The organism is Prevotella sp. HMSC073D09 (genome assembly GCF_001814145.1).
Classification (GTDB): domain Bacteria; phylum Bacteroidota; class Bacteroidia; order Bacteroidales; family Bacteroidaceae; genus Prevotella; species Prevotella conceptionensis.
This window is the reverse complement of record NZ_KV815124.1, coordinates 61094-77264: the sequence shown is the minus strand read 5'-3', so window position 1 is coordinate 77264 and position 16171 is coordinate 61094. Positions and strand designations below refer to the sequence as shown.

At 49.8% G+C, this 16171-nt stretch carries 9 protein-coding genes; 7 read left to right on the top strand and 2 right to left on the bottom strand.

What is annotated here, in order from left to right; all coding sequences use genetic code 11:
• Together HMPREF2955_RS16650 and HMPREF2955_RS11785 are read left to right on the top strand one after the other, a co-directional pair.
• A partial coding sequence (locus tag HMPREF2955_RS16650) for a hypothetical protein (protein WP_210401320.1) occupies positions 1-259 on the top strand: 259 nt, incomplete at its 5' end.
• A gap of 85 nt (positions 260-344) precedes the next feature.
• Positions 345-977: a glutathione peroxidase gene (locus tag HMPREF2955_RS11785; protein WP_083317717.1), complete on the top strand. Its 633-nt coding sequence runs from the start codon at positions 345-347 to the stop codon at positions 975-977.
• A gap of 217 nt (positions 978-1194) precedes the next feature.
• Here the strand turns inward: HMPREF2955_RS11785 and hcp are convergent, their stop codons facing one another.
• Together hcp and HMPREF2955_RS11775 are read right to left on the bottom strand one after the other, a co-directional pair.
• The gene (hcp, locus tag HMPREF2955_RS11780) at positions 1195-2847 is read right to left on the bottom strand and encodes a hydroxylamine reductase (RefSeq protein ID WP_210401319.1); all 1653 of its coding nucleotides are present in this window, start codon (positions 2845-2847) and stop codon (positions 1195-1197) included.
• A gap of 501 nt (positions 2848-3348) precedes the next feature.
• Complete coding sequence (locus tag HMPREF2955_RS11775) at positions 3349-6045, bottom strand: hybrid sensor histidine kinase/response regulator transcription factor (protein ID WP_070723658.1); 2697 nt, start codon at positions 6043-6045, stop codon at positions 3349-3351.
• A gap of 42 nt (positions 6046-6087) precedes the next feature.
• Between HMPREF2955_RS11775 and HMPREF2955_RS11770 the strand changes: the two genes are divergently transcribed.
• The 5 genes from HMPREF2955_RS11770 (at position 6088) to HMPREF2955_RS11750 (ending at position 16067) form a co-directional block, all read left to right on the top strand.
• Positions 6088-6393, top strand: a complete 306-nt coding sequence (locus HMPREF2955_RS11770; protein WP_070723657.1) for a hypothetical protein — start codon at positions 6088-6090, stop codon at positions 6391-6393.
• A 1498-nt stretch (positions 6394-7891) separates the two neighbouring features.
• Positions 7892-8665 carry a copper homeostasis protein CutC gene (locus HMPREF2955_RS11765; protein ID WP_070723656.1) on the top strand — a complete coding sequence of 258 codons (774 nt, stop codon included), beginning with the start codon at positions 7892-7894 and terminating at the stop codon, positions 8663-8665.
• A 380-nt stretch (positions 8666-9045) separates the two neighbouring features.
• Entirely contained in the window at positions 9046-11664 is a 2619-nt protein-coding gene (locus HMPREF2955_RS11760; RefSeq protein WP_070723655.1) for a transglutaminase-like domain-containing protein, read from the top strand.
• Between the two features lie 354 nt (positions 11665-12018).
• Positions 12019-14916, top strand: coding sequence for an ATP-binding protein (locus HMPREF2955_RS11755; RefSeq protein ID WP_070723654.1), 2898 nt, complete (start codon positions 12019-12021; stop codon positions 14914-14916).
• 446 nt (positions 14917-15362) lie between these two features.
• Entirely contained in the window at positions 15363-16067 is a 705-nt protein-coding gene (locus tag HMPREF2955_RS11750) for a nucleoside-specific channel-forming Tsx family protein (RefSeq protein WP_070723664.1), read from the top strand.
• Positions 16068-16171 lie beyond the last annotated feature (104 nt).

Genomic DNA, 16171 nt, shown 5'->3' with positions numbered 1-16171 from the left:
ACCCCCAACCCCTCTCCAAGGGGAGAGGGGAGTAATATGTAAGGCTACAACAAAGCTAAATAATACAATATGTAAAGCTCCAACAAGGGGGAATAGTAAAGGATGCAAGGCAATTACAAGAACAAACAAGCATAACAGCCACGCCCCAACAAGGGGAATAATAAAGGATGTAAGGCAATTACAAGAACAAACAAGCATAACAGCCATGCTCCAACAAGGCATTTCATCCCCTCTCCCCTTGGAGAGGGGTTGGGGGTGAGGCCGGTTGGGGAGTTGTAGTGAGGCCGGTTTGGAGTTGTAGTGAGGCCGGTTGGGCTGGGGGTGAGGCTTTTTATTAATTATATATGTACTCAAAACTCTATTTTCTCAGAACCTTAACCTTTGCTCTTTTCGCCCTTTTTGCCTTCTCGGGCATGGCGCAAAAGAATGTTTATGACTTTAAGGTAAAGGATGAAAACGGCCGAATGGTGTCGTTATCAAAGTATCGTGGTAAGGTGTTGCTCATCGTTAACACGGCCACGCAGTGCGGACTTACGCCTCAATTCAAACCCTTGCAAGAGCTTTACGACAAGTATCGCGATAAAGGATTGGTGGTTTTAGGCTTTCCTTGCAACCAGTTTAAAGGTCAAGCGCCTGGTACGAACAAAGAGATACGCCAGTTTTGCGAGGCCAATTACGGCGTAACTTTTCCGCAATTTGCCAAGATCGACGTGAATGGCAAGCAGGCCATTCCGCTTTATCGTTACCTCAAACGCCAGCAACCTTTCTTTGGTTACCTGATGAGCGACTCCACACAGCGCGCCGAGTTTGAGCGTTTGCCAAAGGATGTGCCCATGAATGCGGAGTACGACATTCAATGGAACTTCACCAAGTTTATCGTCGACCGCAATGGAAAGGTGGTGAAACGCGTAGAACCCAAAGACACGATGGCGTATTTGGAAGAAGAAGTGGCGAAGGTTGTTGGGCAGGGCAGATAGCAATGAGCCCAAAGAGACTGATAAAAACCGATGGAGAAGATGGGAGAGCCTTAGGTACACAGCCCTTGCATGCCCAATTCTCCTAGGTAAACTAGATTTCTTTGGCAGTATATATAGCCCAGTATTTAGCTTTTCTACCAATTAAAAAACGGCCTAACCGCCCCTGTAAAGCAGGCACGGTTAGGCCGATTTCTTTATTATAGGCAGGCACTATGCCTTATCCAATCATTCGTTTCAGGTCTTCTTCAACGGTGGTTATGCCGCCAAGTCCGAACTGTTCAACCAGCACTTTCAGCACGCCAGGCGAAACAAAGGCGGGCAGCGTGGGGCCGATGTGGATGTTCTTGATGCCCAACGACAGCAGGGCGAGCAGCACGATAACCGCCTTTTGCTCGTACCAAGCGATGTTGAAGGCTAGCGGCAGGTCGTTGATGTCGGCCGCACCGAATATCTCTTTCAACTTCAAGGCCACCACAGCCCAAGTGTACGAGTCGTTGCATTGGCCTGCATCGAGCACGCGGGGGATGCCATTGATGTCGCCGAGGTTAAGCTTGTTGTACTTAAACTTGGCACAACCCGAGGTGAGAATAACCACATCGTGGGGCAACTGCTTGGCAAACTCCGTGTAATAGTCGCGACTGCGCATGCGGCCGTCACATCCGCCCATCACGACAAACTTGCGAATGGCACCGCTTTTCACGGCTTCTACAATCTTATCGGCCAGTGCAAACACCTGATTGTGGGCAAAACCGCCTACAATCTCACCCGTTTCAATCTCCGTTGGTGGCTCGCAGGTCTTGGCAATGGCAATTACTTCCGAAAAGTCTTTATGTCCGTTGGCATCTTCTTCGATGTGTTTCCAACCGGGGAAACCAGTTGAGTTCATCGTAAACACGCGGTCTTTGTAGTTGGCTTTTGGCGAAGGCGGCACGATACAGTTGGTGGTAAACACGATAGGACCGTTGAATGTGCTGAATTCTTCTTTCTGTTTCCACCACGCGTTGCCGTAGTTTCCAACCAGATGCTTGTACTTTTTCAGTTCGGGATAATAGTGTGCGGGCAGCATTTCGCCGTGGGTGTACACGTCAACGCCCGTTCCTTCGGTTTGTTTCAGCAGGTCTTCGATGTCGTGCAGGTCGTGTCCCGAAATCAAAATGCCTGGGTTTTTGCCCACGCCGATGTTCACTTTGGTTATAACGGGGTGGCCATACGATGTGGAGTTGGCTTTATCTAGCAGGGCCATTGCGTTTACACCCCACTTGCCTGTGTCGAGAACGCAGTTCAAAAGCTGGTCCATGGGGGCGTCGGGGTTAGCGATAATGGCCAGTGCATCGCCCATAAAGTCGGTAATGGTGGTGTCGGTATAACCCAATCGCGAAGCATGTTCGTAGTAGGCGGCCATACCTTTGAGGCCCAGCACGGTGAGTTCTTTCAGCGAGCGCAAGTCTTCATTCTCGTTGCGCAGCACACTTTCCTTGCGACTTTGTGCCTCGTAGTCGGACTTTTCGCCGCCCCACAGTATCTCGTGATAGGCAGGCAGCTCCACATTATGCTCTTTGGCGATGGCCAACAGCTGCTTTTTCATGGCGATACCTTTGTCTACTCGTTTGAGGATGCTGGCATCGTCGAAGTTGGCATTGGTGATACAAGCGAACAATGCGTCTACGAAATAGGTGTCAACGCCTGCAACACTCTCCACGCCAGCCTTGCGAATGGCTCGGTCAATAGTAGCAACACCGCGCACCACGCCCAGTAGTAGGTCTTGATAATTAGAGGTTGAGGCCTCTTTTCCGCATACGCCCTTAACGGTACAACCCGTTCCTTTGGCTGTTTCCTGGCATTGGAAACAAAACATTTTATTCTCCATCATGCAGTTTTTGTACGTTTAATATTTATTGTTTTGCGTGCAAAGGTACATGGAGAAATACCTAGTAAAGGGTAACAAATGTGTCCGAAGTGCGGTTAACGAAAGTTAAATATACCTATAAGTAGGTAGTAAAAGTAGTAGGTAGTAAAAGTAGTAAGTGGTAAAGGAGTTAGGGAGTTAAGCCAAATGTATAGGTTGCGTTAGGCTAATAGGGCAAGTCAGACAGGTCAGACAGGTCAGACTTGTCCGAGAGCTAGACTGGACTAGAAATCTAAAAACTGCAAGACACCTTTAAGGGGCGTTAGCCATTTTTTCTCCTTTTCACCTTTTCACCTTTTCACCTTTAAGGAGTTAGGGAGTTAAGCCAAATGTAGAGGTGGCGTTAGCCATCTTTTCACCTTTTCACCCTTTCACCCTTTCACCTTTAAAGGGCGTTAGCCATTTTTTCACCTTTTCACCCTTTCACTCTTTCACCTTTTCACCCTTTCACTTTTTCACCTTTAACTATTTAAGCAGTTCCATAGGACTAACGCCGAATTGGTCTTTAAAACACTTGGTGAAATAAGATGGCGAGGTGAACCCCACTTGGTAAGCCACCTCGGATACCGATGTTGCACCGCCCTCTATCAGCTTACGTGCACGATTTACGCGCGTGGCACGAATAAGTTCCACAGGACTAAGCCCCGTTAACGCCTTCACCTTGCGATAAAGTTGCACCCTACTAAGGTCTACCGCTGCACCCAATTGCTCCACGCCAAAGTCGTTATCGCTGATGTTACGGTGTATTTCGTTGCGTATTTTGCTCACAAACTCCTTGTCGGGTGTGCTTATCTCCTCCTTCGCCAGTTCGTCTGCGCCCGCAAAAACCTGTTTTAGTTGCTTACGACTTTGTAGCAAGTTGTGGATGCGCGCCAACAACAAGGGCGCACTAAAAGGCTTGGTGATGTAGGCATCTGCACCATGTTCGTAGCCGGCGATGCGCTGTTCGTCGAGTGTTCGCGCTGTGAGCAGTATCACGGGGATGTGACTTGTGGCCGTGGTTTGTTTCAGTCGGCTACACAATTCAAGGCCATCCATCTGCGGCATCATCACGTCGCTCACCACCAAGTCGGGGATATTCAGTTCCGCCATCTGCAAAGCCACTACGCCGTTGGGTGCAGTAAGCACGCGATAATGCGTTTCGAGCAGCGTGCGTGCCATTTGGCAAACGTCGTCGTTGTCGTCGGCGAAGAGGATGGTAGGCCGACTTGGGTCGATGTTTTCTTCGAAAATGCTTTGCAACTGCGGAGCCTCGGCCTTTGTTGTGGTGTGCGTTGCGGGCAAGATAAAAGCTTGTGACTCAGCAATTGGCGACGGTTCGGCCGACGGAGTCGGCGTTTCGGCCTGCACATTCAGCGGCAAGTGCACGGTAAACACCGTTGGACCTTCGGCCTTACTGCTAACGCTGATGTGTCCGCCGTGCATGTCTACGAAGGCTTTTGCCAAGGCTAAGCCAATGCCCGTGCCGCCTTCGCTGTGCTGCGGTTGGTAAAATCGGTCGAAGATGTGGGGCAAATCGCTCTCGGCAATGCCCTTGCCCGTGTTGGTTATGCTTAGCGTGGCCGTGCCTTGTGGCGTGTCTGCGGCTAGTTCTACGTTGATTTCGCCCGCTGCCGGCGTAAACTTCACGGCGTTTGACAGGATGTTGCTCACCACTCTTTCCACCTTTCCTGCATCTATTGTGGCGCTTATGTGTTCGGGCAGACGGCAAGAAAGCCTAATGCGCTTGTGCTCGGCAGCTACCACAAACTCGCTAACAACGTTGCCAACCAGTGCGGCAAGGTTGGTTTCGGCCAGCTGTAAGGTCATCTTTCCGCCCTCCACTTTCCTGAAATCCAGTATTTGGTTGATGAGTTTCAGCAACGTTCGCACGTTTCGGTGTGCCACTTCGAGCAGCCTGCGTTGCACCTTCGACAGTTGATTTTCGGCCAAAAGTTGTTCCACTGGCGTTTCGATGAGAGTTAAAGGCGTGCGCAATTCGTGGCTTACGTTGGTGAAAAACATCAGCTTGGCTTGCGTGGCAGCCTCTATTTCGCGGTTCTTTTCTTCCAACTGTTCGTTGAGTTTCACTTTCGCGAAATAGGCTTTGAGCACGAAGAAAGCGAAAACCATGAGGATGAAAACCAACAAAATGCCCAACACGAGGATGGTTTTCTGGTTGCTATATTGCGCCAAACTCTCGTCTATGCGGTGGTTTAGGCGTTGCATCTTGTTGTCGAGCAGGGTTAGTTCGGCCCATTGTTGCAAGGCTCTTTCGGCGTTGTTGGCGTCTATCACGCCCGTTTTCAGGATGGTTTCGCGCTGAAAGGGGCGACCTTCCAATATGTTCATGGCCAGTTTTAGCACCTCGTCGCCATGCGTGGGATATACGAATGTGGCCAAGAAAGTTCCGTTTTTCACAGCCTCGATGCCGTCGCCAGGGGTGGGCAAAGCATCAACGCCCACAATCTTTACGCCCTTTATGCCCAGTTTTTGGGTGGCTTGGTGTGCCCCAATGCCCATTCGGTCGCACTGTGCAAACACCAAATCGGCTCCTCCCACGTCTTTAAACATGCGTTCGGCCTCGCTTTCGGCCTTCTGTGCAAACCAATCGGCGTAGGCGTTGGCCACCACTTTTATTTGCGGATAGTGTGCCAGGGCCTCGCGAAAACCACTGTCGCGTTCCATCGCGGGCGACGAGCCGCGAAGTCCTTGCAACTCCATTACGCGCCCTTTTCCGCCAAGATGTTCGCCAACAAAGCGCCCCACGGCTCGTCCGATGGCCACATTGTCGGCCCCGATAAAGGCCGTGTACTTGTCTGATGCACTCTTCCTGTCGACCAGCACCACGCGAACACCGCGGTCGAAGGCCTTGTTGATGACGGGCGTAAGGGCCTTTGCCTCGTTGGGCGACACGATAATGAGGTCGGCGCCTTGTTCAATGAAACGCTCAATCTGCGCAATCTGCACGCGGTTATCGTCTTTGGCCGATGCAAACTCCACGCGCACGTTGTCGTAGAGGTAAGACTCGCGCCTTATCTCGCTATTCATTTTCGTTCGCCACGAGTCCTCGCTGCACTGCGAAACGCCTATAAAATAACTCTTCTTTGCACTGCAAGCCGATAGCAACAGGGCTAAAAGGGCAAGCAAAGGGAGGGCGAATGTTGTGAGTTTTGGGTTCATACTGAGTGGTGGTGTGGGCCTTTGCGTTATACTGCAAATTTAATGATAAACCTAGAAAGCACCATCATGTTGCCTTACTTTTTTGTTTGCTTGGCCAAAGTTTCCCAGTTAGTGGGCTGTTTCTACTTCGTTGGTGGGGATGTGGGGGTAGCTGTTCTAGATATTGTAGCTGTTTTAGATATTCTAGAATGCCTAGTTGTTTTAGGTATTCTTGTTGTTCTAGATATTCTTTTTGTTCTAGTTAATCTAGGATGCCTAGTTGAACTAGTTGTAATCAACTCATTGGCTTATAAACTTACGAAAAACCAACAACTCCCTAACACATCAACTCACAAACTTACAAACTAAAAAAAGACCCACCAACTTACAAACTCAAAAACTCAAAAGCTCACCAACTCAAAATCTTAAATCCTTATCTTTTATTTTACAATGTGGTTCTAATTTCCGCTCTGTTCTAGCGAGATTATTGGTTAAAAAGTAGGTAAAAAGCCACTTTTTCCGCCCTTTCACGCCTTCTAACTTGTCTCTTTTTAAGAAAACCACCTGCATTTTGTACCATTTTACCTTTCTAGTTTGGTTGCCAACCCATGATTTTTGCAGCCCCAAAAACCACTTTTAGACCCCAAAACCCCACTTTTTAACGACCATTTCGCCCTTTTTGGCCCAGTTTTTCATGGTTCTTAAAGGTTTTGTTTATACAATTACAGCGGATATTTATGCTTTTTGCCCTACGTTTTGCAGCATTTTGCACTGCATTTTGCACCATTTTACCTTGCGTTTTGCACCAAAACGCATTGCATTTAGCACCAAAACGCAGTGTAATTAGCACCAAAACGCACGCTATTTTGCACCTAAATGCACTATATTATGCTATAAATGGCCCAAAAGTTGGTGCAAATGGCAACATCTTTAAATAAATATTCATTTTGCTGCATCCACATGCTAACCCCGTTTTACAAAACAAACCTCCGCGAGAATCGATTTTTTGCGGCAAGGTGAGCGATTGGTGGATAAAAAGGCACTCATAATGTTAAATTTATTGCTAAAAACTAGACAATGCAAACTCGAAAGTAAACACGCGCGAGTGGGCAACGCCACAGAAAACATATAGGCTTGCAACGGCCAGAACGAGCGGTTGCAGGGCATGTTGCTCACATACAACGGCATCAACATCGTGGAAACGCAGACGTAATAGGCCATCGACAAGCGGTTTTCTACTTGTGGAGACTGCGTTGAATAACTTCCGCCCATACTCTTTTTAAGTTATAGCCACGTTTTGACACAGACAGATGGAGCCGAATTTCAGATTTCATCCTATCCTGGCCAGGCACTTCGTGCATCAGCGGGGGGTATCTTTATTTTACGGCGCAAAGGCATAGACACCGCCCAATTTGTAGAAAAGCTAAAAGTCAACACAACTTCGCAGTGAACATTTGGCAGGCTTAAACATCCTGTTCAAGCCCTTACCGAAAAGCATACATTTTCTACTTGCTAACTTCTATTAGCCAATAAGCAAATTTGGAATGTAAATCCGACATTCTAACAAAGTCTTTCTTTAAACTTGTTACAAAACTCAAAAGCGCGTAAATGTGTTGTTTTAATTTACATTAAATATTAAAGAAACAGCTGTTTTATTGCCGCTTATTTCGTATCTTTGCCATGAGCGATGCACATAGCACACGCCATGCGGAAACAATGAACAACGCAGAAGACAAATTTTCTACGGATAATGGCAACAAGCACGCAACACAATGGCCTGCCTATTAAGGCGAAGATTGTGCTATAAAAAGGCACAACAACACGCGCCGGGGCGGCAATCTATTTAACCAAACAGTACAGATATTGTATGAACGAAACGAGCAACAACTTTGAATTCGAGATATGCGCAAACAGTGTGGAAAGCTGTTTGGCGGCCCAAGAAGGTGGGGCCGACAGGGTGGAACTTTGCGCGGGCATACCCGAAGGCGGCACAACGCCGTCGTATGGCGACATCATAACGGCGCGCCGACTGCTTAATACCACCAAATTGCATGTCATCATTAGGCCGAGAGGGGGCGACTTTACCTACTCGGACCTAGAAATGGACATCATGGCCGCCGATATCGACGCATGTAGGGAGGCGGGGGTAGACGGCGTGGTGTTTGGATGTTTAACCCCAGAAGGGGATATCGACATCGACAAAAACGCCAAACTCATGGCACATGTGGGGCAAATGGCGGCTACTTTCCATCGCGCTTTCGACAGATGTCGCAATCCGCTCGACGCCTTAGACCAACTCGAACAGCTGGGATTTAACCGGGTGCTGACCTCCGGGCAACAGAAAACGGCCGAAAAAGGCATCCCCCTGCTTTACAAACTGCATAAACGGGCAGGCAAAAACATCGCCGTCATGGCCGGATGTGGCGTTAACGAACGCAACATCTTCAAGATACACGTGGAAACGAACGTTACGCAATTCCACTTTTCTGCACGCGAATCGGTGCTGTCGACGTGCCAATACATGGGCGGAAACGTGCGTATGGGCGGAAAAGACACCGATGAGGCGTATCGAGAAGTTACCACAGCACGCCGCGTTAGTCACACGATAAAGGAACTGCGCAGCGAAACGGAGAACGAGTAGCTTCCCAAAAACATACCGCCAAAGCCCCAAACAAGGTGCGCGGGCAATACGAAACCCACATGCGGCGCAAGCCATGTGGCTGCTTTGCCCAGCTGATAGAAACGAGAACCGAACGGGATGCAGGCGCACGAGCAGGCCTTTGGACATACGAAGAAACTCTTTTTCCCATATTAATAGTTTGTTTGTTAATTACACTCGTGCCCCGTCGCCAGCCGACATGCCAGCCATGCGGTACGGCGGGGCATAAAAACCTCTGAGAAACGAAATGCGCAAGCCATCTTTTAGCCATGCAGACACGGCAAAAACTACAACAAGATGACCCATGCATACCATAATACCACAACCCCTTATCTTACATCAACAAAACCATTACTATCAACATGAGAAAGCTATTGCTATCGCTCTTTGTCGCCTTGGCCGCATGTAACGTTGCCCAGGCAGGATTTTACCATTTCATTTCCGATGATAAGTACCGTGCACAAGTGCATAAAGATTTCACCGAGAAAATGCAGTTGGTGGGCAAGAACTTCTTCACTGCAACCCAAACCGTGCCTTCGGCGGCCGAACAAGAGGCGTTGGAGTTTCTATATGCCTACATGCCCCTGGCCGATGTCACCGATTACACCACCAGTTTCTACCTGGACAACGTGAAGGCCACGTTCAAGGCGCGCGACGAAATGCCGTGGGGGCGAGATGTTCCCGAACTGTTGTTCCGCCATTTCGTACTTCCCATACGTGTGAACAACGAGAACTTGGACAACACACGCATGGTTTTGTACGACGAACTGAAAAAACGCGTAGAGGGTTTGAGCATGACCGAGGCCGTGCTGGAACTGAACCACTGGTGCCATGAGCATGTAACCTACCAGCCATCTAACGCACGCACCTTGGCTCCTTTGGCCTGTATGAAGACCGCTATTGGGCGTTGTGGCGAAGAAAGCACGTTTACGGTGGCCGTATTGCGTACGTTGGGCATCCCCGCTAGGCAGGTGTACACGCCACGTTGGGCGCATACCGACGACAACCACGCGTGGGTGGAGGCATGGGCCGACGGCAAATGGCACTTCCTAGGGGCCTGCGAACCCGAACCTGTGCTCGACTTGGGCTGGTTTAACCTGCCTGCATCGCGCGCCATGCTTATGCACACAAAGGCCTTCGGCAACTATCGAGGCCCCGAAGAGGTGATGTTGCGAACCAGTAACTATACCGAAATAAACCTCATTGGCAACTATGCACCCACGGCCCGCGTAGACTTTACCGTGGTGGATGCCGCAGGAAAAGCCGTTGATAAGGCCAAAGTGGAATTTAAGATATACAATTACGCCGAGTATTACACGGCTGTGAACAAGTTTACCGACACGCGTGGGCGAACGTTCCTCACCGCTGGCGTGGGCGATATGCTGGTGTGGGCCTCTAAAAATGGGGCGTACGGCTTTGCCAAGGCATCGTTCGGAAAGGACAAGGCCGTTACCATCCGCCTTAACCGCAGTGCACGTTCGGATGCAAAGATGACGGTGGGCGCACTCGATTCGGTTAATATCGTACCGCCCGTTGAAAGTGCCACGCTACCCGAGGTAACGTTCGATGAGGCCGTAGCCAACAAGCTGAGGTTGGCAAAAGAAGACAGTATACGCCACGCTTACGAGGCTACATTCTACAAACCCAAGAAAGACGGGCGCATAGGCGACTTCTTAAAGCGTGCGCGTGGCAACTGGCAAACCATCCATCAGTTTGTCAGCAGTCACTCAGACCGTCTGGATCGCGCGTTGGCACTGCTGGAAACACTGCCCGATAAAGACTTGCACGACATGCCACTCGAAATTCTTGAAGACCATTTTGGGGCTGAAAGCAACCAATTGTCGCCGCGTGTGGAAGACGAAATGATTATCGCACCCTTTAAACAAGCATTCCAACAGGCCTTCAACACGGCCTTAGCCGACAGCATGCGCGCCAATCCCACAATCCTAGTGGAATGGACTAAGCACAACATCAGGCTCAATCCCGACACCAAGGCCCTGCGCATTGCGCAAACACCTATGGGCGTTTGGCGTTCAAGACTTACCGATACACGCTCGCGCGACATCTTCTTTGTGAGCATGGCGCGTAGCCTGGGCATCGAGTCGCGCAAGGATGCGGTTACGGGTAAGGTGCAATACAAGCGCGACGACGCATGGGTAGACGTGAATTTTGATAACGCACAAAGCCAAGCCACGCCCACAGGTAAGCTTAAACTAACGTATTCGGCTGCGCCATTGCTGCCTGCCGACCCCAAGTATTACAGCCACTTCACCCTGAGTAAGATTGTAAACGGACAGGCGCAGCTGCTGAACTTCGAGGAAGGAGACGGAAATGCCAACGAGGGAACAACCTGGGCAAACACCTTTGAGCGCGGTTACGACCTGGATGCAGGCACTTATCTGCTTGTTTCCGGTACGCGCTTGGCCAATGGCGGCGTGTTGGCCACGCAGCGTTTCTTCAACGTAGCTGCCGGCAAAACCACCGAAGTGCCACTCATCATGCGCCGTCCGTCGGGTCAACTCAATGTGTTGGGCAACTTCGATAGCGAGTCGCGTTTCCTCAAAGATGGTCAAGAGGTAAGCATCTTGTCGCAAACGGGTCGCGGATATTTCACGCTTGCCCTGCTGGGTATTGGCGAAGAACCCACCAATCACGCCCTACGCGACTTGGCAAAAGCACGCGCCACGCTCGACGAATGGGGCCGTCCTTTCGTGTTACTCTTCCCCAACGATGCCGATTTACAGCGTTTCAAGGACGAGAACTTCGGCACATTACCTACCAACATCATTCTGGGCGTAGATGCCGACGGCAAGATTAGGCAGCAAGTAGCCAATGCTATGAAACTGGCTAACCCCTCGCAGATGCCGGTTTTCATTGTGGCAGACACCTTCAATCGTGTTGTGTTCTGTTCGCAAGGCTATACAATTGGCATGGGCGAGCAGCTAGAAAAGGTGGCAAAGATGCTAGAAACGGGCAAATAAAGCTCGCTTGCATGAGATAAATAGGGCCGGTTAGGTTGGTCGGAACTTTCAGATTGCTCTGATAGTTTCGGCCAACTTCATCGGCTTTTCTTTTTTAGGGCGGTTCAAATTGTTCGATTTGGGTACCCTGTTCTACTTTTAGGGCGGTCGTATTTGTTCTACTTGTCCGACTGGTTGAGGGCATTCTTCGCTTAAAGTATGATGGCATGCCAGCGTGGATTTTTTAATTCCGCCTTAAACAAAAGCACAATCTCTTAATATATTATGGTGTATATTTCGGGATTTTTATGTAAGTTTGCAATACGAAACAAACAGCGAGCGTGTGCCGCACGCAGCTTACAACACCTCGAACCTATGGACTGCAACCATTACTCGCCTAAACAAACCCTACAATACGTGGCCTTGCGCTTTGTGGCCGCACTGGTTTTGCTGGCTGGATTGTTGAACGCATGCGCCAACAAACAGCCAACCGACCTGCCCGACTTTCCCTCAACCGGCCAGAATGCTGCTGAAAAGAATCCCGAACCCAAAACCGACGGGCGTTTGTTGCGCCTACTTGAAACATACGAAGAGCAAAATGGAGCCGAAAAAACGGCCGTCGCCAACCGCATTTTCGGGCTGCTGTATGCCGAAGAAGTAACCGATTCGCTTATTAAAGTGGCCAACGACACCCCAAAAGACGAGGTGGACGCGATGGTATTGTATCACGCTGCCGAGTATTTTTGGGACAAACAAGACTACGCTACGGCCTTGAACTACGCCCGAAAAGCCCTTCCCCTTACTTACAAAACCAACGACTTGTTGCTCATAAGCGACTGCGAACAGCTTGCCGCACAATTGTTATTCCGCCAATCAGACCTTGTTCGCGCCATTGCGCATGCCCGAAAAAGCCTTGAACTGGACCGCGAGACGGGCGATAAAAGTCGCATAAGCAGCTCTTTAAACACGCTTGCAGGCATTAGTCTGGTGGCCAAGCAGCCCGAAGAGGGCGAACGATACATCTTAGAGGCCATTGCATTGAGCACCGCGGCCAACGATTCTAACCGCATGGCCATACAATATGGCATGGCATCAGAAATTTATCACGCCATGAAAAAAGAGCAGTTGGCCCTTGAACATGCCGTAAAAGCCTACCAAATAGACGAGCAACGCGGCAATGTAGCGAAGACGGGCATCAGACTTTCGCAGATGGCGACCGCCTTAATGGACATGGAACGCTACGTTGAGGCTGAAAGAACTGTGGAAAGAGCCATCCCTATACTTGAAAAAGCAGGCAATAAGCAGTCGTTGGGCATTTGTATGAACCAAAAGGGCGAACTGCTTAACCGCCGCGGCGAGTACGCATCGGCGCAGCAATGCTTTGAAAAAGCAATCGAAATCTTTGAACAACACAACGACCTTTATAACCTAAGCAGGGCGCAGATGGGCGCTTTCAATGCCTTAAAAGCCAGCAATCCCACCCTGGCCGCACAGCATTTGCAACGCTATGTGGCGTTGAAAGACTCTATTTACCAGCACGATATGGAGCAGGCAGTGAGTCAAAGCAACGCCAAGTACAAGAACGAAGAGCTTACATTGCAAGCGCAACACGAGCAAAAAGAAAAGCGCATTGTGGCCATTGCCGCCATTGTGGTGGTTACGTTGTTGCTGTTGGTAGTGGCCGCATTGGTATATGTGGGCCGCATTAGGCAGCATAACCACGCCTTACTCAAACAGGTGAGCCAGTTGCGAGAGAACTTCTACACCAACATCACCCACGAATTGCGAACGCCTTTAACCCTAATACTGGGTCTAAGCCACGAGTTGAACCAAGATGAAAGCCTTACCGACGAGGCCAAACATAAGGCAACGACCATCGAAAGGCAAGGAAACAGCTTGCTTACGCTCATTAATCAGCTGCTAGACATCGCCAGAGTGAAGTCGGCCGTGGGCAATCCCGACTGGGAAAACGCCGACATAACGGCGCATGTAAACATGGTTGTGGAGAGTTATCGCGACTTCGCGGTGTCTCAAAACGTGGAATTAAACTTCTCTGGTAACGAGCGTATCGTTACCGACTTCGTGCCAGAGTATATTAATAAGGTGATGAACAACCTGCTGTCTAACGCGTTTAAGTTCACGCCCCCATACGGAAAGGTGAGCGTAGCGGTGGCACGCGAGGGAGCAAACGTCGTCATTAGGGTGAAAGATACGGGCGCGGGCATTGCTCCTGAGGCCGTAGCGCATCTCTTCGAGCCTTTTTATAGGGCCAGCAATGGTGCATCGAAGAACGGAACTGGCGTGGGATTGGCCTTGGTTAGGCAGATAATAGACGCGCTAGACGGGCAAATCGTGGTGGGAAGTGCGCCTGGACGAGGGGCTACTTTCACCATAACGCTGCCCATAAGAAACGTGTGCAAGCCCACGGCCAACGCTCAAAAGCACACCAACACGCCCATGTTGCCGCATGTGGAGAAACGTCTCGACGACGAAACGAACGATAATTGCGCCGAGCAACGCATGCTTATCGTGGAAGATAACGCCGACTTAGCCGCGTATATGGGTTCGTTGTTCACGCCGCAATACGCCGTTTGTTATGCCTCTAACGGCGAGGAGGCCTTGGCCAGAGCAACAGAACTGGTGCCCGACATCATCATAACCGACCGCATGATGCCTGGAATGGACGGCTTGGAGGTGTGCAAACAGGTTAGGGCGAGCGACGTAATGAACCATATTCCCATCGTGGTGGTTACGGGAAAGATAACCGAACAAGAACGATTGGAGGGCATTAAGGCAGGGGCCGACGCCTATATCACCAAGCCTTTTAACAGTGAAGAGTTGACGACAAGGGTGGAAAATCTGCTTGATAGGCATCGACAGTTGCGCGAGAAATATGGTGATAATGCAGTCGAGACAAAGGAAGGGGGCGACGTTCGCGCCGTGGCCGAACGGCAATTCCTAACGAAAGCCGTAGACACGGCCTACCTTTTGCTCGACAAACGCGCGCTAGACGTTAACGCCTTGGCCGAGGGATTGGGGATGAGTCTTAGGCAATTCTCACGTAAGATGGTGGCGCTTACAGGCAACACGCCAGGTGCTTTCATCCTAAAACTAAAGATGCAGAAGGGCAAACAGTTGCTCGACACAAGGTTTGAGTTGAACATCGAAGAGATTTCAGAACGTTGTGGTTTCGAACATGCGTCTAGTTTCTACCACGCTTTCAAGAAAGCATTCGGCGTTACGCCGTCTGAATATAGGAAGAATGGTGGGTAAAAGCGGCCTAACACTGCCCCACAACTGGCCTCACCCCCACCTCCTCTCCAAAGAAAAAGCCTCACCCCCAGCCCCTCTCCAAGGGGGAGAGGGGAGTGATATGCCTTGCAGTAACCTTGCATTTCTCGCTTGTCAGCTTAGTAGCTGCATCGCATTTTACGCCCCTCTCCAAAGAAAAAGCCTCACCCCACAACCCCTCTCTAAGGGGAGAGGGGAGTGATATACCTTGTAATAGCATTGCATTTTTCGCTTGTCAGCTTAGTAGCTGCATCGCATTTTATCCCCTCTCCCCTTGGAGAGGGGTTGGGGGTGAGGCCTTTTTATTTCTTTCTTAGTGCTTTTTTCGTCATTTTCACTAACTTTGCAATTGCTTTCAGGCCTCTTCGCCGCAGTGTATGCGGATAAGTGTGTTCTGGATAACTAACGAAACCAAACAAAAAACAAGGATGAAAAAGCTTTTAGCTGTGGCCATTGCTTTCGTGGCCAGCCTGTCTGTACAGGCGCAGAACGTGCAGTTGCATTATGATTTCGGGCATCTGAACGACAATCTCTCCACACGACCCAAACTAACATCAACCGTGGAGATGTTCAAACCCGACAAATGGGGTAACACTTTCTTCTTCGTCGACATGGACTATGCGGACAATGGCGTGGCTGCCGCCTATTGGGAAATATCTCGCGAGTTGAGATTTTGGCAAGCGCCATTGGCCATTCACGTGGAGTATAATGGCGGATTGGCCAAAGGGGTGGGCTCGTATAACGATGCTTACCTGGCTGGTGTGACTTATAGCTGGAACGATAAAGACTTTAATTCGGGCTTTACCATCACGCCCATGTATAAGTATCTGGCCAAACAAAGCCAAAAACACTCGTGGCAACTCACGGCAACATGGTACTTAAACTTCTGCAACCACCTGTTAACGTTCGACGGATTTGCCGATTTCTGGGGCGATCGCCGTTTCGCCGACGGACGAAACATCGCCGTTTTCCTTTCCGAACCCCAATTCTGGGTTAACCTCAACCGCATCAAAGGCGTTAGCGAAGACTTCAAGCTAAGCCTAGGAACGGAGTGGGAAGTAAGCAACAACTTCGTTAATCAAAACCACCGTTGGTATTGGTTGCCTACATTGGCAGCGAAGTGGACGTTTTAATTGTTAAGGAGTTAAGGAGTTAAGAAGTAAAGGAGTTAAGCCGTATGCTTTTGAAACAGAAAGTAAAATTCCTTGTTAACTCTTTAACTCTTCATTTTTTCAAC

What these genes read in the sequence shown, in the direction of transcription:
- HMPREF2955_RS11785 (WP_083317717.1), top strand. Translation starts at nt 345, where the DNA reads ATGTACTCAAAACTCTATTTTCTCAGAACCTTAACCTTTGCTCTTTTC.
- HMPREF2955_RS11750 (WP_070723664.1), top strand. Translation starts at nt 15,363, where the DNA reads ATGAAAAAGCTTTTAGCTGTGGCCATTGCTTTCGTGGCCAGCCTGTCT.
- HMPREF2955_RS11765 (WP_070723656.1), top strand. Translation starts at nt 7,892, where the DNA reads ATGAACGAAACGAGCAACAACTTTGAATTCGAGATATGCGCAAACAGT.
- HMPREF2955_RS11755 (WP_070723654.1), top strand. Translation starts at nt 12,019, where the DNA reads ATGGACTGCAACCATTACTCGCCTAAACAAACCCTACAATACGTGGCC.
- HMPREF2955_RS11775 (WP_070723658.1), bottom strand. Translation starts at nt 6,045, where the DNA reads ATGAACCCAAAACTCACAACATTCGCCCTCCCTTTGCTTGCCCTTTTA.
- hcp (WP_210401319.1), bottom strand. Translation starts at nt 2,847, where the DNA reads ATGATGGAGAATAAAATGTTTTGTTTCCAATGCCAGGAAACAGCCAAA.
- HMPREF2955_RS11760 (WP_070723655.1), top strand. Translation starts at nt 9,046, where the DNA reads ATGAGAAAGCTATTGCTATCGCTCTTTGTCGCCTTGGCCGCATGTAAC.
- HMPREF2955_RS11770 (WP_070723657.1), top strand. Translation starts at nt 6,088, where the DNA reads ATGATAAACCTAGAAAGCACCATCATGTTGCCTTACTTTTTTGTTTGC.